15 protein-coding genes are annotated in these 18,078 nt (G+C 69.9%); 5 read left to right on the forward strand and 10 right to left on the reverse strand.

Annotation, left to right across the window (positions count from 1 at the left end; genetic code table 11):
- Window positions 1-8 precede the first annotated feature (8 nt).
- Genes WDLP6_RS22620 through WDLP6_RS22630 form a run of 3 tightly spaced genes read right to left on the reverse strand, consistent with a single transcriptional unit; the run spans window position 9 to window position 3,601 of the window.
- Entirely contained in the window at window positions 9-1,199 is a 1,191-nt protein-coding gene (locus WDLP6_RS22620; protein WP_162594165.1) for a CaiB/BaiF CoA transferase family protein, read from the reverse strand.
- Window positions 1,189-2,394 (reverse strand): CaiB/BaiF CoA transferase family protein, encoded by a 1,206-nt coding sequence (locus WDLP6_RS22625; protein WP_162594166.1) that lies wholly within the window; start codon window positions 2,392-2,394, stop codon window positions 1,189-1,191. Before WDLP6_RS22625 ends, WDLP6_RS22620 begins: the two co-directional genes overlap by 11 nt.
- The gene (locus WDLP6_RS22630) at window positions 2,387-3,601 is read right to left on the reverse strand and encodes a CaiB/BaiF CoA transferase family protein (RefSeq protein ID WP_162594167.1); all 1,215 of its coding nucleotides are present in this window, start codon (window positions 3,599-3,601) and stop codon (window positions 2,387-2,389) included. Before WDLP6_RS22630 ends, WDLP6_RS22625 begins: the two co-directional genes overlap by 8 nt.
- 139 nt (window positions 3,602-3,740) lie before the next feature.
- On the opposite strand from WDLP6_RS22630, the gene WDLP6_RS22635 reads away from it, so the two are divergent.
- From WDLP6_RS22635 to lpdA, 5 genes are all read left to right on the forward strand, one after another.
- Window positions 3,741-4,457 (forward strand): GntR family transcriptional regulator, encoded by a 717-nt coding sequence (locus WDLP6_RS22635; protein WP_162594168.1) that lies wholly within the window; start codon window positions 3,741-3,743, stop codon window positions 4,455-4,457.
- Window positions 4,458-4,613: 156 nt separating this feature from the next.
- Window positions 4,614-5,849 (forward strand): 3-methyl-2-oxobutanoate dehydrogenase (2-methylpropanoyl-transferring) subunit alpha, encoded by a 1,236-nt coding sequence (locus tag WDLP6_RS22640; protein WP_162594169.1) that lies wholly within the window; start codon window positions 4,614-4,616, stop codon window positions 5,847-5,849.
- A gap of 2 nt (window positions 5,850-5,851) precedes the next feature.
- Complete coding sequence (locus WDLP6_RS22645) at window positions 5,852-6,916, forward strand: alpha-ketoacid dehydrogenase subunit beta (RefSeq protein WP_232077223.1); 1,065 nt, start codon at window positions 5,852-5,854, stop codon at window positions 6,914-6,916.
- 2 nt (window positions 6,917-6,918) lie between these two features.
- Window positions 6,919-8,220, forward strand: coding sequence for a dihydrolipoamide acetyltransferase family protein (locus WDLP6_RS22650; RefSeq protein ID WP_162594170.1), 1,302 nt, complete (start codon window positions 6,919-6,921; stop codon window positions 8,218-8,220).
- 4 nt (window positions 8,221-8,224) lie between these two features.
- The gene (lpdA, locus tag WDLP6_RS22655; protein ID WP_162594171.1) at window positions 8,225-9,628 is read left to right on the forward strand and encodes a dihydrolipoyl dehydrogenase; all 1,404 of its coding nucleotides are present in this window, start codon (window positions 8,225-8,227) and stop codon (window positions 9,626-9,628) included.
- Between the two features lie 27 nt (window positions 9,629-9,655).
- Here the strand turns inward: lpdA and WDLP6_RS22660 are convergent, their stop codons facing one another.
- The 7 genes from WDLP6_RS22660 to WDLP6_RS22690 form a co-directional block, all read right to left on the reverse strand.
- Window positions 9,656-11,131: an efflux transporter outer membrane subunit gene (locus tag WDLP6_RS22660; RefSeq protein ID WP_162594172.1), complete on the reverse strand. Its 1,476-nt coding sequence runs from the start codon at window positions 11,129-11,131 to the stop codon at window positions 9,656-9,658.
- Window positions 11,128-12,663, reverse strand: a complete 1,536-nt coding sequence (locus WDLP6_RS22665; protein ID WP_162594173.1) for a DHA2 family efflux MFS transporter permease subunit — start codon at window positions 12,661-12,663, stop codon at window positions 11,128-11,130. Before WDLP6_RS22665 ends, WDLP6_RS22660 begins: the two co-directional genes overlap by 4 nt.
- A complete protein-coding gene (locus WDLP6_RS22670) occupies window positions 12,660-13,775 on the reverse strand; it encodes an HlyD family secretion protein (RefSeq protein WP_197910189.1) in 1,116 nt (371 codons plus the stop codon). The genes WDLP6_RS22665 and WDLP6_RS22670 overlap by 4 nt, the downstream gene beginning before the upstream one ends.
- A gap of 5 nt (window positions 13,776-13,780) precedes the next feature.
- On the reverse strand, window positions 13,781-14,302 hold the full coding sequence (locus WDLP6_RS22675) for a MarR family winged helix-turn-helix transcriptional regulator (RefSeq protein WP_162594175.1): 522 nt from the start codon (window positions 14,300-14,302) through the stop codon (window positions 13,781-13,783).
- A 120-nt stretch (window positions 14,303-14,422) separates the two neighbouring features.
- On the reverse strand, window positions 14,423-15,808 hold the full coding sequence (locus WDLP6_RS22680) for an MDR family MFS transporter (protein ID WP_162569372.1): 1,386 nt from the start codon (window positions 15,806-15,808) through the stop codon (window positions 14,423-14,425).
- Between the two features lie 230 nt (window positions 15,809-16,038).
- Window positions 16,039-16,782 (reverse strand): lysophospholipid acyltransferase family protein, encoded by a 744-nt coding sequence (locus tag WDLP6_RS22685; protein ID WP_162594176.1) that lies wholly within the window; start codon window positions 16,780-16,782, stop codon window positions 16,039-16,041.
- A gap of 20 nt (window positions 16,783-16,802) precedes the next feature.
- Window positions 16,803-18,074: a dihydroorotase gene (locus WDLP6_RS22690; protein WP_162594177.1), complete on the reverse strand. Its 1,272-nt coding sequence runs from the start codon at window positions 18,072-18,074 to the stop codon at window positions 16,803-16,805.
- Window positions 18,075-18,078 lie beyond the last annotated feature (4 nt).

The raw sequence follows: 18,078 nt of genomic DNA on the forward strand, positions 1-18,078 counted from the left end.
GCTTCGGTTCAGATGACGCCGCGCGCTTGCAGGTCGTCGAGTTCTTCCGGGCTCATGCCGAGCAGCTCGCCGTACACGAGCGCGTTCGATTCGCCGAGCAGCTGCCCCGCGTGCCGCACCGCGCCGGGCGTGCGCGACAGCTTGGGCACGATGCCCTGCATGCGCAGCGGGCCGAGCTCCTTGTCTTCCACGGTGATCACCATCTCGCGCGCGAGGATGTGCGGATCGTCGATCAGGTCCGCCGCGCTCTTGACCGGCGTGCCGGGCGCGCCGCGGGCCTGGAAGGCGGCGTCGACCTCGGCCAGCGTGCGGGCCGCCATCCACGCCTTGACCGCGGCCGCGAATTCATCGCGGTGCTGCATGCAGCGCTCGAAGCTGTTGAAGCGCTCGTCCTCGGCCATGTCCATGGCGCGCAGCGCATCGAGCGCGCTGCGCTCGGTGACGGCCGAGAACGAATAGTGGCCGCCGTCGCGCGTGCGAAAGAGGCCGGTGAAAGGCACGTTGCGGTGGTTGCTGCCGCTGCGCTCCAGCACGCGGCCGAGCTGGTCGAGCACCACGACCTGCTGCTCGATCTGGCGGAACAGGCCTTCGTAGAGGCCGATGTCGACCACCTGGCCCAGGCCGCCGCCGCGTGCATCGCGCCAGTACAGCGCCATCATCACGCCCATCGCCGCCCAGGTGCCGGCCACGGTGTCACCGACCGACATCTGCGAATGCGTGGGCGGGCCATCCGGCTCGCCGGTGATGTGCGCGAAGCCGGCGAAGGCCTCGCCGATGCGGCCATAGGCGCGGCGCCCCGCGTAGGGACCGGTCTGGCCGAAGCCGGACAGGCGGCACATGATCAGGCGCTCGTTGATCTTCGACAGTTCCTCCCAGCCGAGGCCGAGCCGCTCCATCACGCCCGGGCGGAAGTTCTCCACCACCACATCGGACTGCGCCGCGAGGCGCTCGAAGATGGCACGGCCTTCGGGGTGTTTGAGGTCGAGCGTGACGGACTTCTTGTTGCGCGCCTGCATCTTGTAGAACAGGCCGACGTCGTCCTTCGGGTAGAGCCAGCGCAGCGGGTCGCCGCGCACCGGCGGCTCGATCTTGATGACGTCGGCGCCGAAGTCGGCCATGACCGAGGCCACGAACGGACCGGCGACGACATGCCCGATATCGAGCACCCGGATGCCGTCGAAGACGCCTTCAGTGAGCATGAGCCGCTCCGTCGGCCAGACCCAGTTCCTGCAGGATCTCGTCGTTGTGTTCGCCGAGGTAAGGCGCGCGCGGCACCTGTTCGGCCCTGCGCCGGTGCGCCTCGGCGATCGCCTCGGTGCTGCCGGCAGCGGATGCGGCGGTGACGGACACCGGCGCGACCGGCACGCGCACCTCGCGCTCGCGGTAGTCGTACGAAGCCATGGTGCCATTGGCCTGCGCATGCGCACTCGCCATCGACTCGCGCCAATCGAGCACGGGTGCGACGGGCACCTGGGCCTCGCGCAGCAACGCCACCCATGCGTCGCGCGGCTTCAGCCGCAGGCGTTCGCCGATCAGCATCCGCTCGCCGAGCGCGATGTAGTCGCTGCCCATGTCCGAGCCGCTCGACCAGTCGCCGCGCGCGCGCACGTCGTCCGGCAGTTCGAGGACGGCGCAGAAGCTGTCCCAGAAGCGGCGTTCGATCGGACACACCAGCAGCGCCTTGGCGTCCTGCGTGCCGTACACCGCGTAGCGCGAACCGAGATCGCGGTAGGCGGTCCATGGCCGTTCGAGGTTCGCGAAGGTCGCGAGGTCGCGCCATTGCCACGCGAGCGCGGCCTCCCAGATCGAGACGTGCACGATCTGGCCGCCCTCGCCGCGGCTGCACCGGTGCAGCGCCGCATAGATGCCGGCGACCGCCTCGATGCCGGCCACCGTGGTGCCGACGGAGCGGTAGTGCTCGGGCACCTCGGGCTGCCCGTCCTGCCATTCGAGCGGGATCGCGCCGGCCAGTGCGTCCATGTTCAATCCGTGCGCCGGCAGCGCGGCCCACTCGCCCGCCAGGCCGTAGCCGGTGATCATGCAGTAGACCAGCTCGGGCTTGTGGGCCAGCAGGCTCGCGGCGTCGATGCCCATGCGCTGCGCTTGCGCCGGACGGTTGCCGACGATGACCACGTCGGCCCAGCGCGCGATCGCCGCCACCGTGCGCGACCATGAAGGCGAACGCCAGTCCAGCGCCAGGCTGCGCGTGCCGGCGTTGAGGTAGAGATGGTGGATGCCGTCCTCGTGGAACATCGGCGGGAAACTGCGGTTGCCGTCGCCCAGCGTCGGATGCTCGATCTTGATCACGTCGGCGCCCATCTGCGCGAGACGGCGGCTCGCCACCGGCCCCGAGAGATGGGTCGAGAAATCCGCGACGCGCGGCGACTTAGCCATGGGCCGTGACGCCGGGCACGTGGACGACGCCGGTGCCCGCGAAGCGCTCGATCTCGGCGGACGAATAGCCCAGCTCGCTCAGCACCTCGGCGGTGTGTTCGCCGAACATCGGCGGCGGCCGGCGGATGCCGCCCGGCGTGTCCGACATGAAGATCGGCGGTGCGAGCTGCGGGATCGCGCCGAGCTTCGGATGATTCACCGACTGCACGAGGCCGAGCGCTTGCATCTGCGGATGCTCGAGCACCTGCGGCACCGTCAGCACCGGCCCGAACAGCGCCGTGGCCTCGTGGAACACATGTTCCCACTCGGCCACCGTGCGCTGCAGGAAGGCCGCGTCGAGGATCTGGTTGAGCGCCGCGCGGTTCTTCATGCGCGCGATGTTGTCGGCGAAGCGCGGATCGTCGACCAGCTCGCGCAGCCCGACCGCCGTACAGAAGCGCGGCCAGCTGTCGAGCGTCCACGCGCCGGCCACAATGTCGCCGTCCTTCGCGCGGTAGCGCTGGTAGGGCGCCACGGCGCTGTGGCTGCTGCCTTCGCGCTGCGGCTCCTTGCCGCTGCCCCAGTAGGTCGCGAGCCGTGTCGTCAGCCCGAAGGCGAGCGCGGCCAGCATCGGCACGTCGACGCGCTGGCCGCGGCCGGTGCGCTCGCGCGCCAGAAGGCCGAGCAGCGCACCCTGCACCGCCACCATGGCCGACGTGAAGTCGGCCACCGGAATGCCGACCAGCACCGCGTCGCGGCCGGCCTCGCCGGTGAGCGACATCACGCCCGACATCGCCTGCACCACGGGATCGGTGCCGGGCGCGCGCGCATAGGGACCGGTCTGGCCGAAGGCGGTGATCGACAGGTAGATCAGGCGCGCGTTGAGCGCCGACAGCGCCTCGTAGCCGATCCCCATCGACTCGGCGACGCCGGGACGGAAATTCTCGGCCAGGATGTCGGCGCCTTCGACCAGCCGCCGCACGATCCCGGCCGACTCGGGTTTGCGCATGTCGAGCGCCATGCTGCGCTTGCTGCGGTTCCAGATCAGGAACAGGCCGGACTCGCCGTCGACGAAGGCCGTGCCCATGGTGCGCGTCGGATCGCCATGCGGCATCGACTCGACCTTGACCACGTCGGCGCCGAAGTCGCCGAGCAGCAAGGTCCCATAGGGACCCGACATGTGGCGCGTGAAGTCCACCACGCGAATGCCTTCCAGCGCCTCGTGCATCGGTTCTCGTCTCCGGTCGTTCGCCGGTGCCGGGGGATCGGCATCGTCGGCGTCTTCATGAATAATATTATCGATAATCTACGGAACCCGCAACCGGGGACATCCACTGGCCGGCGCTCCGGTCAAAATGCGACTGACCATGCGAGCCGAATCCGCCTCCCTTCCCGCACGCGAACGCTCCGACTGGAAGCGCATCGCCGAAGCCCTCGAACTCGACGTCATCGTCGGCCGGCTGCATCTGCGCGAGCGTCTGGTCGAGGACGAGGTGATGAAGCGCTTCGACGCCTCGCGCTACTCGGTGCGGCGCGCCTTCGACGAGATGCAGGCGCTCGGCCTCGTGGTGCGCAGCGAGAACCGCGGCGTGAGCATCCGCGGCTTCACGACCAAGGAGGTGGCGGATCTGTTCGGGCTGCGCGAGATCCTCGAATCGGCAGCGGCGCTGCAGATCCCGATGCCGGTGGCCGCCGAGATCGTCGACCGGCTCGCCGCGATCCAGAAGAAGCACGACGCGGCGACGAAGAAGGGCGACTTCTACAAGCTGTTCCAGCTCAACAACGCGTTCCACCAGACGCTCTACAGCAGCTGCGGCAACGAGGCGTTGACCCAGGCCATCGCGCGCTACTCGCTGCAGGTGCAGCCGATCCGTATGCGCTTCGTGCACGACGAGGTGCGGCGCCGCCAGACCGCGGACGAGCACTGGGCCATGATCGAGGCCATCCGCTCGCAGGACAACGCGGCGCTGGCGCGCATCTGCGCCAAGCACCTGTCGGTCACCAAGACCATGTTCCTGCGCAGCGAGGGCGAACCGGCGCGGGCCGCGAAGACATCGGCCAGGGCATCGGCGCACGCACGCTGAACCCCGGCCGGCGAGCCTCGCCCGCCGCGCTGCATTTTTCCCCTAAACTCCAAGGCTTGCGCCACCCCAGCGCGAGTTCGGAATGGCGCGGCTTACCCGCTGCGTCCTTCCGCCCATGACCCAACGAGCGACACAATCGCTCGCACAAGGAATGCGATGAGCGAGCACCAAGCCCTGCGCTTGCACGTGCCGGAGCCCACAGGGCGTCCGGGCTGCGAGACCGACTTCTCCTATCTGCGTCTATCGCCTGCCGGCGCCTTGCGGCGGCCGCCGATCGACACCCGCCCCGCCGACACCAGCGACCTCGCCGATGGCCTGGTGCGCGTGCTCGACGAGAACGACAAGGCCGTCGGCCCCTGGGCGCCCGACATCGAGCCCGCCCGGCTGCGCAAGGGCCTGCGCGCGATGATGAAGACACGCGTCTTCGATGCCCGCATGCTGATCGCGCAGCGCCAGAAGAAACTCTCCTTCTACATGCAGAGCCTCGGCGAGGAAGCCATCGGCACCGCGCATTCGTTCTCGCTGGAGGCCGGCGACATGTGCTTCCCGACCTACCGCCAGCAGAGCCTGCTGCTCGCACGCGACGACGTGCCGATGGTCGAGCTGATCTGCCAGCTGATGAGCAACGAGGCCGATCCGCTCAAGGGCCGCCAGCTGCCGGTGATGTACTCGTACAAGCGCGCCGGCTTCTTCACCGTCTCGGGCAACCTCGCGACGCAGTTCATCCAGGCGGTGGGCTGGGCCATGGCCTCGGCGATCAAGGGCGACACGAAGATCGCGTCGGCCTGGATCGGCGACGGCGCCACGGCCGAGGCCGACTTCCACACCGCGCTGACCTTCGCCCACGTGTACCGCGCGCCGTGCATCCTCAACGTGGTCAACAACCAGTGGGCGATCTCGACCTTCCAGGCCATCGCCGGCGGCGAGGCGACCACCTTCGCGCAGCGCGGCGTCGGCTGCGGCATCGCCTCGCTGCGGGTGGACGGCAACGACTTCCTCGCGGTGCACGCGGCATCGACCTGGGCCGCCGAGCGCGCGCGCCGCAACGTCGGCCCGACGCTGATCGAATGGGTGACCTACCGCGCCGGCCCGCATTCCACGTCGGACGATCCGTCCAAGTACCGGCCCGCGGACGACTGGCAGCGCTTTCCGCTCGGCGATCCGATCCATCGACTGAAGCGGCACCTGATCGGCCTCGGCGAATGGTCCGAAGCGCAGCACGTGCAGGTGCAGCAGGAACTCGAAGCCGAGGTGGCCGCGGCACAGAAGGAAGCCGAGAGCCACGGCACGCTGCTCGACGGCCGCATCCCGAGCGCCGCGGGCATGTTCGAGGATGTCTACGAAACCATGCCGGAGCATCTGCGCCGGCAGCGCCAGGCGCTGGGAGTCTGAGCATGACCGACAGCACCCTGATGAAACCCGAAGCGCCGAGCGAGCCCGGCACGACCGGCCCGATGACCATGATCCAGGCGCTGCGCTCGGCGATGGACGTGATGATGGCGCGCAACGACGACGTGGTCGTGTTCGGCCAGGACGTCGGCTACTTCGGCGGCGTGTTCCGCGTCACCGAAGGCCTGCAGGCCAAGTACGGCAAGTCGCGCTGCTTCGATGCGCCGATCTCCGAAGGCGGCATCGTCGGCACGGCCGTCGGCATGGGCGCCTACGGCCTGCGTCCGGTGGTCGAGATCCAGTTCGCCGACTACTTCTATCCGGCCTCGGACCAGATCGTGTCCGAGGCCGCGCGGCTGCGCTACCGCTCGGCCGGCGACTTCACCGCGCCGATCACGATCCGCATGCCCTGCGGCGGCGGCATCTACGGCGGCCAGACGCACAGCCAGAGTCCCGAGGCGCTGTTCACCCACGTGTGCGGACTGCGCACCGTGATGCCGAGCAATCCCTACGATGCCAAGGGCCTGCTGATCGCGTCGATCGAGAACAACGACCCGGTGATCTTCCTCGAGCCCAAGCGCCTGTACAACGGGCCTTTCGACGGCCACCACGAGCGCCCGGTGGAGTCGTGGTCCAAGCATCCGATGGGCCAGGTGCCTTCGGGCTACTACACGGTGCCGCTCGAGTCGGCCGCCATCGTGCGGCCGGGCAAGGAACTCACGGTACTGACCTACGGCACCATGGTCTGGGTGTCGGAATGCGCGGCCAGCGAGACCGGCATCGATGCCGAGATCATCGACCTGCGCTCGCTCTGGCCGCTGGACCTGGAGACGATCGTCGCCTCGGTGAAGAAGACGCGGCGCTGCGTGGTGGTGCACGAAGCCACGCGCACCTGCGGCTTCGGCGCCGAGCTGGTGTCGCTGGTGCAGGAGCATTGCTTCTATCACCTCGAAGCGCCGATCGAGCGCGTCGCGGGCTTCGACACGCCCTACCCGCATGCCCAGGAATGGGCCTACTTCCCGGGCCCCGAGCGCGTCGGCGCGGCCTTCCAACGCGCGGTGGAGGGCTGATCATGGGCATGCATGTGATCAAGATGCCCGACATCGGCGAAGGCATCGCGGAAGTCGAACTGGTGGCCTGGCGCGTGCAGCCCGGCGATGCGGTGCAGGAGGACCAGATCCTGGCCGACGTGATGACCGACAAGGCGACGGTGGAGATTCCGTCGCCGGTGGTCGGCACCGTCGTGTCGCTGGGTGGCAAGGTCGGCGAGCAGATGGCGGTCGGCGCGGAGCTGATCCGCATCGAGGTCGAAGGCGCGGGCAATGTGCGGGACGGCGCAGCAGCACAGCCGCCCACGGCCCGCACCGCACCCGCGGCGAAGCCCGAACCCACCGCCGCGCCGCCTGCGCCGGCCGTCGAGGCCGCAGCACCGCGCGCTCGCACCGAGCCGCGCGCAGCGCCGGCGCCCGCGCAAGTCCCGCGCCGCGCGCCGGACGAGAAGCCGATCGCCTCGCCCGCCGTGCGGCGGCGCGCCTGGGAGCTCGGCGTCGAGCTGCGCTTCGTGCACGGCAGCGGTCCGGCCGGCCGCATCCTGCATGAAGACCTCGACGCCTACCTCGCATCGCGCGGGCAGCCGGCGCCGGGCCGTGGCGGCGGCACGTCCTATGCCGAGCGCCACGACGAAGAAGCGATCCCCGTGATCGGCCTGCGCCGCAAGATCGCGCAGAAGATGCAGGAGGCCAAGCGCCGCATCCCGCACTTCAGCTACGTCGAAGAGATCGACGTCACAGAACTCGAGGCCCTGCGCACCAAGCTCAATGCCAGGTACGCAGCCGAACGCGGCAAGCTCACGCTGCTGCCTTTGCTGGCGCGCGCGATCGTGCTCGCGGTGCGCGAGTTTCCGCAGCTCAATGCGCGCTACGACGACGATGCCGACGTGGTGACGCGCTACGGCGCCGTGCACCTCGGCATCGCGGCGCAGACCGACGCCGGCCTGATGGTGCCGGTCGTGCGCCATGCCGAGGCACGCGACCTCTGGGCCTGCGGCGCCGAGATCGCGCGCCTGGCCGAGGCCGCGCGCAACGGCAAGGCGACGCGCGAGGAGCTGTCGGGCTCGACCATCACGATCTCCAGCCTCGGCCCGCTCGGCGGCATCGTGACGACGCCGGTGATCAACCATCCGGAGGTTGCCATCGTCGGCGTCAACCGCATCGTGGAGCGGCCGATGATCCGCGGCGGCGCGGTGGTCGCGCGCCAGATGATGAACCTCTCGTCCTCGTTCGATCACCGCGTGGTCGACGGCCTGCATGCGGCGGAGTTCGTGCAGGCCGTGCGCGCGCTGCTCGAAGCGCCGGCGATGCTGCTGGTGGAGTAAAGACATGAAGACCCAATCCACCACGCTGCTCGTGATCGGCGGCGGCCCCGGCGGCTACGTGGCCGCGATCCGCGCCGGCCAGCTCGGCGTGCCCACCGTGCTGGTCGAAGGCGGCGCGCTCGGCGGCACTTGCCTGAACATCGGCTGCATTCCGTCCAAGGCATTGATCCATGCGGCCGAAGCCTTCGAGAACGCGCGCCACTGGGCCGGTGATTCGGCGCTCGGCATCCGCGTGCAATCACCCACCATCGACCTGGCACGCACGGTGCAATGGAAGGACGGCATCGTCGCCCGCCTGACCGGCGGCGTCGGCACGCTGCTGAAGAAGAACGGCGTGCAGGTCCTCAAGGGCTGGGCCGAGATCGTGGACGGCAAGACCGTCGACGTGCGCACGGCCGGCGGTGAATCCCTTCGCGTGCACTGCGAGCACCTCCTGCTGGCCACCGGCTCGGAGCCGGTCGAGTTGCCGTCCATGCCCTTCGGCGGCGCCGTGATCTCCTCCACCGAGGCGCTGGCGCCGCAGACGCTGCCGCGCCGGCTGGTCGTGGTCGGCGCGGGCTACATCGGGCTCGAATTGGGCATCGCCTACCGCAAGCTCGGCGCCGAAGTGGCGGTGGTCGAGGCGGCCGACCATGTGCTGCCGAGCTACGACGAGACGCTGACGCGACCGGTCGTTGCCGCGCTCAAGCGCCTGGGCGTGGTGCTGCATCTGGGCTGCAGCGTGCAGGGACTGGTCGATGGCGGCGGCGATGCCGGCGTGCGCGTGCGCAGCGCGCAGGCCGACGAGTTCGCGCTGCCGGCCGACCGGATCCTCGTCGCCGTGGGCCGGCGCCCGCGCACCGAAGGCTTCGGCCTGGCCTCGCTGCGGCTGGACATGGCTGGCCGCGCGATCAAGGTCGACGAGCAATGCCGCAGCTCGATGCGCAACGTCTGGGCCATCGGCGACGTGACGGGAGAGCCGATGCTCGCACACCGCGCGATGGCGCAGGGCGAGATGGTGGCCGAGATCGTCGCCGGCAAGGCGCGGCGCTTCGAGCCGGCGGCCATCGCCGCGGTGTGCTTCACCGACCCCGAGATCGTGACGGCCGGCCGCACGCCGGAGGACGCGCAGCGCAGCGGCATGGACTGCGTCGACGCCTCCTTCCCGCTCGCGGCCAACGGCCGCGCGATGACGCTGGAGGCCACCGACGGCTTCGTGCGCGTGGTCGCGCGGCGCGACAACCACCTGATCGTGGGCTGGCAGGCCGTGGGCCGCGGCGTGTCCGAACTCGCTGCAGCCTTTTCGCAATCGCTGGAGATGGGCGCGCGCCTCGAGGACGTGGCCGGCACCATCCACGCGCATCCGACGCTGGGCGAAGCGGTGCAGGAAGCGGCGATGCGCGCGCTCGGGCACGCGCTGCACATCTGAGCGCGGGCCGCGAAACGGCCGCGCCCTTCACTCGCCCGGCGAGACCTGCGGGCCGCTGTCCGGACCTGCGCCGCCGAGCGCGAGGAACAGCTGCGCCGTGTCCAGGTAGCGCTGCGCCTCGGCGCGCACGTAGCCCAGACGCGCCTGCTGATAGAGGCGCTCGGCATCGAGCACCTGCAGCACGCCGACATAGCCTTCGTGATAGCTCTTGCGCGTCAGGTCGAGGTTCTCGGCCGCCGCGGTCTGCGCATGCGCCTGCGCCTGCAGCAGCCCTGCGCCGTCGTCGAGCGCCTGCAGCGCATCGGCGACCTGCCCGAAGGCGACGAGCACTGTCTGCTCGTAGTTCGCGGTGCTGGCATGCAGCGCATCAACGGCGGCGCGCTGCTCGGCGCGCAGCGTGCCGCCGTCGAAGAGCGGCGCGACGAGTCCGCCGGCCAGGCTCCACACGCTGCCGGCACGGTCGAAGAGATGGCTCAGCTCGACGGCCTGCTGGCCGGCCGATGCGCTCAGCGTGATGTGCGGATAGAGGTTGGCATCGGCGACGCCGACGGCCGCCGTCGCCGCATGCAGCTGCGCCTCGGCCGCGAGGATGTCGGGACGGCGGCGTGCGAGTTCGGACGGCAGGCTGACCGGCAGGCTGCGCGGCAGCGTCAGCCGCGCGAGCTCGGGCTCGGTCAGCGCGGCCTCCGCGGGCGCCTGCCCGAGCACGACGGCCAGCGCATGGCGCGCGACGCCGAGCTGCTGGCGCAGCGGCGGCAGCAAGGTCGTGTCGCTGGCCAGCTGGCTCTGCGCGCTGACGATGTCCAGGCGCGAGACCGAGCCCGCGTCGAAGGCCGTCTGCACCAGCTTCAGGTTCTCGCGGTCCTGCGCGAGGATGGCGTCGACGGTGGCGACCTGCGCGCGCAGCGAAGCGATGCGCAGCGCCTGCATGACGGCATTGCCGGCGACCGCCAGGTGCGCCGCGTCGAGCTGCCGGCGCTGGTAGGCGGCCAGCGCCCTGCTCTGTTCGACCGAGCGCGCGCCGCCGCCGGTGTAGTCGAGCGTGTAGCTCACGCTCGGCCCGACGGCGAAGTAGGTGAAAGGCGCCTCGCTTCCTTGCTTGCCCAGCAGTTCGGCGCCGTATTTCTGCCGGCCTGCGCTCGCGCCGAGGCTGAGCTGCGGCGCGAGCGTGCCGGCCTGCGCCGCGGCGAGTTCCTGCGCCTGGGCGAGCGTCGATGCGGCCGCGGCCAGCGTGCGGTTGCCCGCCAGTGCACGCTGCACGACGGCATCGAGCGCGTCCGATCCGAACAGGCGCCACCAGTCGGCGGCGGGCCGCTCGCCGAAGCGCACATGCTGCGTGGCATCGTCGCCTGCGCTCGCCGTCTCGACCTGCAGGTGTTCGGCGGTGTAGCGCTGCGCCGGCGGCGGATCGGGGCGCTGGAAGTCCGGTCCCGCCGCGCATCCGCTCAAGGCCGCAACGCAGGCCAGCGACCCGAGGACGATCGTGAATCCCGGCCTGTTCATTCGACCACCATCGGCGCATCTTCCTTGTTCGCCGCCGCCGCCCGGCGCAGCAGCAGGACCAGCGGAACGGCGCACAGCGTCAGCACCATCATCAGCTTGAAGTCGTTGTTGTAGGCGATCATCGCGGCCTGTCCGCTCACCATCTGGTTGAGCGCGGCGAGGCCCTCGGTGGTCGAGATCGCCGCCTGCGAATGAAGAATGTCGCTGAACGGCGTGACCTGTTCGGCCAGGCGCGAGTGCATCGCCTGCGTGTTGCGGGTCAGCAGGCTCTCGACGACCGAGATGCCGACGCTGCTGCCGACATTGCGCACCAGGCTGAACAGCGCGGTGCCTTCGTTGCGGTACTGCTTGGGCAAGGTGGCGAAGGTGATCGCCGCCAGCGGCACGTACACAAAGCCGGTGCCGAGCCCCTGCGTCAGCCCCGACCACACGACCGGCGCGCTGTCCATCTGCAGATAGAAGCGCGTCATCTGCCAGAGCGAGAACGCGGTGAGGCAGAAGCCCGTCGCAATGATCAGGCGCGTGTCGATTCGGCCCATCACGCGGCCGACGATGAACATCGCCGCCAGGGTGCCGAAGCCGCGCGGCGCGGTCACCAGGCCGGTCAGCACCACCGGGTAGTTCATCAGGTCCTGCAGCAGCGGCGGCAGCAGCGCCAGCGTCGCGAAGAGCACCACGCCGACGACGAAGATGAACAGGTTGCCCGTGAGGAAATTGCGATCCTTGAAGAGGACCGGGCTCACGAACGAAGGCCTGTCCGTCGTCAGCATGTGCACCACGAACAGATAGAGCGCGAGGCCGGCGACGACGGCTTCGACGCAGATCTCGGTCGAACTGAACCAGTCCTTGATCTGGCCGCGGTCGAGCATCAGCTGAAAGGCGCCGATGGCCACGCTGAGCGCCGCGAAGCCGAAGAAGTCGAAGCGCGAGCGGCGCAATGGCGTCTCGGGCATGAAGCTCAGGATGCCGAGAAAGGACAGGATGCCGAAGGGCACGTTGATGTAGAAGACCCAGCGCCAGCTGTAGTGCTCGGTGAGCCAGCCGCCGAGCGCGGGGCCGAGGATCGGCCCGACAGTCACGGCCATCGCCCAGATCGCCATCGCCCGCGCATGCCGCGCGGGCGGGTTGATGTCGAGCAGCACGGCCTGCGACATCGGGATCAGCGCCGCGCCGCACAGGCCCTGCAGCAAGCGCGAGATGACGATCGCGGGGAGCGTCTGCGCGAGGCCGCACAGGGCCGAGGCGATGGTGAAGCCGACGACCGAGAACAGGAACACGCGCTTGCGCCCGATCTGGCCGGCCAGCCAGCCGCTGAGCGGCGTCATGATCGCGGCGGCGATGATGTACGAGGTCAGGACCCAGGTCATCTGGTCCTGCGTCGCCGACAGCGAGCCCTGGATGCGCGGCAGCGCCACGTTGGCGATCGTGTTGTCGAGCGCCTGCATGATCGAGGCCAGGATGACCGAGAGCGTGATCAGGGTGCGGTGCGGCGCACCGGCCGTCGGGCCTTCCATGACGGCAGCGGCGCTCATGGACTGGACGCGCTCGCGCTCCCGGGCTCCGCCTCTGCGCCGCCGAAGAGACGGCGACGACGGCCGGTGTCCACGCTCACGGTCGCGCTCAGGCCGGCATGCAGCGCGAAGGCCGGATCGGGATGCTCGAGCTCGACGCGGATCGGCAGCCGCTGCACCACTTTGACCCAGTTGCCGGTGGCGTTCTCGGGCGGCAGCACCGAGAACTGCGAGCCGGTCCCGGGGCTCACGCTCGCGACGGTGCCGGCGAAGGTCCGGCCCGGATAGCTGTCGACTTCCACGCTCACCTTCTGGCCGGCGTGCATGTGCGTGAGCTGGTCTTCCTTGAAATTCGCCTCGACCCAGATGTCACCCGTCGAGACCAGCGCGAAGACCGGTGCCGCGGCGTTGATGTAGCTGCCCACCTGCAGCTGCTCGACGCGCGTGACGACACCATCGCCCGGCGCCTTGACGACCGTATAGGACAGGTTGAGCCGGGCCTTGTCGAGCCGGGCCTGCGCCTCCTGCACCAGCGGATGCCGCTCGGGCGCGATGGCCGGATTGCCGCCGAGGTTGGCGACCACGGCGCCGATCTGCTGGCGCACGCCGGCCACCTGGGCGCGTGCCTCGTCGAGCGAGTGCGAGGCGCGGTCGAGCTGCAGCTGCGAAGCGATGCCGGAAGCGATCAGGCGCTGCTGGCGCTGGAATTCGCGCTGCTGGAAGGCCACGGTGTCCTGCGCCGATGCGAGTTCGGACTGGCGCTGGCGGTAGTTGGCCTTGAGCGACTCGATCTGCAGGCGCGCCGCGGCCAGCTGCGCGGCGGCCTCATCGACGGCGATGCGGAACGGCGCGTCGTCGAGGCGGAACAGCACATCGCCCTGGCGGACAGCCTGGTTGTCGTGCACATCGAGCTCGACGACGCGACCGGCGACGTTGGCGCTGATCGCGACGCGCGCCGCCTGCACGTAGGCATCGTCGGTGGATTCGTAGCGGCCGCCGCTGAGGTAGAAGCCGAGCGCCAGCACCACCACCACCACGGGGCCGAGCAGCATCAGCACCATCCGCATGCGCCGGCGCCGGTCCCGGGCGGGAGGTGGCGGCGTATCGCGCGCGGCTTCTTCGGATGCATCCATGGTCGTCATTTCGTTCCGGTGCGCGGCGCGCGGGCCGGGACGACGCGCTTCGTTGCCGGCGCGCTCGCCGACGGTGTGCCGGCCGTCTCGATGGGCCGGTCGTCGAGTGCGGACGCATTGGCATGCACCCGCTCCAGCACGCTCATGAAGGCTTCGCGTTCCTGCTTGCCGATACCGGCGAACATCTCGGCCCGCGTCAGCTCGACCAGGCGCCAGATCTCCTCGAGCAGGGGCCTGGCCTTGTCAGTGAGATAGAGGCGGCGCGCGCGCCGGTCGGCGGGATCGAGCCGGCGCTCCAGCAGGCTGTCGGCTTCCATGCGGTCGAGGATGCGCACCATCGTCATCGGCTCGATGTCGGTGAGCTCGGCGAGCCGGGCCTGGCTCGCGCCCTCATGGTGCTCGAGATGGGCGAGCGCCTTGCACTGCATCAGCGTGAGCGAGATCTCGCTGGCCCGCTGCTCGAAGCGCAGCACATACCTGCGGCTCACATCCTTGACGAGAAAACCGAAATTGCGCAGGCGGTCCATGGGGATGTCGGCATCGGCAGGCGTCGGCCCGCGACAGCGGTCATTGATATCGCGAGAGATAATATCAAAAGAGCCGTTCGGCCGTGCATGTCTGCACGGCGCGGCCCATCGACCCGCGGCTCAGCGCAGGTCGGCGCCTTCTTCGCGGTCCAGCCGCACGAAGAAGGCCAGCGAGATCAGCGTGATCGCGCCGACCACGACGAAGGCGGGCGAGAAATCGCGCGCCGCGAGGTGCGTCGAATCGGAGCCGTGCCACCAGGCCGCGGCACTCACCAGCGAGGCGCCGAGCACCACGCCCACGCTCAGCGACAGCTGCTGCGCCATGCTCGACAGCGCGGTCGCATGGCTCATCAACGGCTTCGGAATCTCCGAGAAGCCCAGCGTCTGCAGCGCCACCATGCCCATCGAATTGAAGAGGCCGCCGAGCATCATGGTGCAGAACATCAGCAGGTGCGGCGTCGAAGGCCGGAAGAAGCCGTAGCTCGCATAGAACAGGCTGGTCAGCGCGGTGGCACCGATCAGCAGCGAGCGAAAGCCGATGAGCCGTATCGCGCGCGCCATGACGGTCCGTGTGGCCAGCGACCCGATGGCCGTGGCCACCGTCAGCAGGCCCGAATCCAGCGCCGACAGGCCGAAGCCCAGCTGCAGCATCAGCGGCAACAGGAAGGGCGAGGCGCCGATCGCGATGCGCAGCGGCGTGCCGCCGATGATCGAGGCGAAGTAGGTCGGATAGCGCAGCGTGCCGAGATCGATCAGCGGATTGGCCCGGCGGTGGCTGCGCAGGTGATACACGCACAGCGCCAGCGCGCCCGCACCGGCCACGGTCCACGTCACCCACACCGCGACCAGCGACTTGCCCACCGTCTCCAGCCCGCCGAGCACGCCGGTCAATCCCAGCGCCAGCAGCACGAAGCCGGCGATGTCGAAGGGCTGCGGCGTCTCGTCCTCGCTCAGCTCGTCGATGAACAGCAGCGCCAGCACGATGCCGAGCAGCCCGAAAGGCACATTGACCAGGAAGATCCAGCGCCACGAGGTCCAGGTGACGATGGCGCCGCCGAACAGCGGTCCGACCATGCGGCCGATGGCCGGCGGCACGGTGAACCAGATCATGGCCGCGACCATGCGCGAAGCCGGCACGCTGCGCAGCAGGATCAGCCGCCCCACCGGGACCATCAAGGCGCCGCCCATGCCCTGGATGATGCGAAACAGCACCAGCGCGGGCAGCGACTGTGCGGCACCGCACAGCGCCGAGCCGATCGAGAAGAAGGCGATGGCGCAGCAGAAGACGCGCCGGGCACCGAATCGCTCCGCGAACCATCCGCTCGCCGGCAGGAAGACCGCCAGACTCAGCAGATAGGAGGTGATCGCGAGGTTGAGGTGCAGCGGCTGCACGTCGAGCGAGCGCGCGATGCTGGGCAGCGCGGTCGCCATGACCGAGGTGTCCAGGTTCTGCAGGAAGAGTGGACAGGCCACGATGATGGGAACGATCCGGTCGCGGGTGGCCATGCGGGGATTCTAGGGACTCGCTCCTTCGGCCGTACGGCGGGGGCTGCGATGCCGAGTGCAGGGCTTGGTTGTAGGCTGCGGCCCACGCGCTCGCATTGACTTATCCGGCAAGGACGACGCATGCAGGGTGCCTAAGCTGGGCACTTGCACGATTCCTCCTCCCGGCGTCATTCGGCGCCGTTGCACAGCGTCCTTCGGGGCGCTGTTTTTTTGGCGGGAGAAAGCCGGCCCTATTTCGTCTCGCGCCGCAGCACCTGCACGTCCTCGTGCAGCGTCTTTGCCCAGGCGCGGCGCTCGCGGCCCAGCGAGGGCTGCGGTTCGCCGAAGCGCACGATCGCGAGCAGCGGCGGCGCCTTCAGCGTGTTCCACAGCGAGCTGAAAAGATTGTCGTCGTCGATGTAGCGCGGCGCGTGGCTGGTCTCGCCGGTGGCCGCGTCCGCGAAGCGCAGCGCGGCCGGCTGCACCGGCGCGCCGGCCGAGATCGCGGCCTGCAGCAGGTTGGCATGGAAGGGCAGCAGGCCTTGGCCGTCGGTGGTCGTGCCCTCGGGAAACACGGCGATCAGGTCGCCGTTGCGCAGCGCCTCGGTCATGTGATGGACCACGCGCATCGCGTCGCGGCGGCGTTCGCGCTCGATGTAGAGCGAGCCGGCGCCGGTGGACAAGGTGCCGATCAGCGGCCAGTGCCGCACGCCCGCCTTGGAGACGAAGCGCACGTGGCGTGCCGCATGGATGGCGAGGATGTCGAGCCACGACAGGTGGTTGCACACCACCAGCACCGGCCCGCACTCGGGCGGCTCTCCCTGCACCGCGAGCCGAATGCCCATCAGGCCCAGCATGCGCTCTGCCCATTGCTGCACGCGCGCGTTCCGCTCGGCCGGCGTCAGGTGCGGAAACGTGAAGCGGATGGTCCACCAGCCGCCGAATGCATGCGCGATCGCGCGCAGCAGCTTCAGGCATGCGGACAAGGCCTGCATCGTGCGCCGTGCCTCGACGGCTAGCCGTGGACCACGCGGCCACCGACGAGCGTGAAGCGCGCGCGTCCGCTCAGTGCATAGTCGCGGAAAGGCGTGTGCTTGCCCTGGCTTCGCAACGCGTCGGGCAGGACCTGCCATTCGATCGCGGGATCGACCACGCAGAGGTCGGCGACGCCGCCCTTCACCAGCCGGCCGATGCCTTCGACACCCAGCAGCCTGGCCGGCGCCGCGCTCACCACCTCGATCGCGCGTGCCAGGCCCGCGCCGCTGCGCTCGCCCCATTGCAGCGCGAGCGGCAACAGCAGCTCGAGCCCGGTGGCGCCGGGCTCGCTCTCGGCAAAGGGCAGCGTCTTGGCATCGGCTTCCACCGGCGTGTGGTCGGAGACCAGCGCATCGATGGTGCCGTCGGCCAGTCCGGCCGACAGCGCATCGCGGTCGCGCTGCTGGCGCAGCGGCGGGTTGAGCCGCGCGCGGCTGTCGAAGTAGCCGATGTCGGTATCGGCCAGATGCAGCGAGTTGATGCTGACGTCGCAGCTCAGCGGGAGGCCCTCGGCCTTGGCGGCGCGCACCAGGGCCACGCCGCCCGCGCTCGACAGCCGGCACAGGTGCACGCGCGCGCCGGTGCTGCGCATGAGCTCGACGATGGTGAAGATCGCGATCGTCTCGGCCGCCGCCGGAATGCCGGTGAGGCCGAGCCGCGTGGCGAGCGGCCCGCTGGCCGCGACGCCCTTGCCCAGGTCGCGGTCCTGCGGACGCAGCCACACGGTGTAGCCGAAGGTGCTGGCGTACAACAGCGCGCGCTGCAGGACCTGCGTGTCGCCGAGCGGCACATCGGCCTGGCCGAAGCCGATGCAGCCGGCTTCGGTGAGCTCGGCCATCTCGGTCAGCACCTCGCCGGCCAGCCCGCGCGTCAGCGCACCGAGCGGGAACAGGCGTGCGCGCTGCAGCTTCTCGGCGCGGAACTTGAGCATCTCGACCAGGCCGGGCTCGTCGAGCACCGGGTCGGTGTCGGGCGGGCAGACCACGCTGGTCACGCCGCCGGCGACCGCGGCCGCCATCTCGCTTTCGAGCATGCCCTCGTGCTCGTAGCCGGGCTCGCGCAGGCGCGCGGCCAGATCGACGAGGCCGGGCACGACCAGGCAGCCCGCGGCATCGATCGTCTGCGCGGCCTCGAAATCTGCGGGCGTGTGGCCGATCGAGAGGATCCTGCCTTCGGCAATGGCCACGTCGCCGGTTTGGTCGAGGCCGGAGGCCGGATCCACGACACGGCCGTTGGAAATGAGAATGTTCATGCGT

It is taken from the genome of Variovorax sp. PBL-E5 (genome assembly GCF_901827185.1).
GTDB lineage: Bacteria > Pseudomonadota > Gammaproteobacteria > Burkholderiales > Burkholderiaceae_C > Variovorax.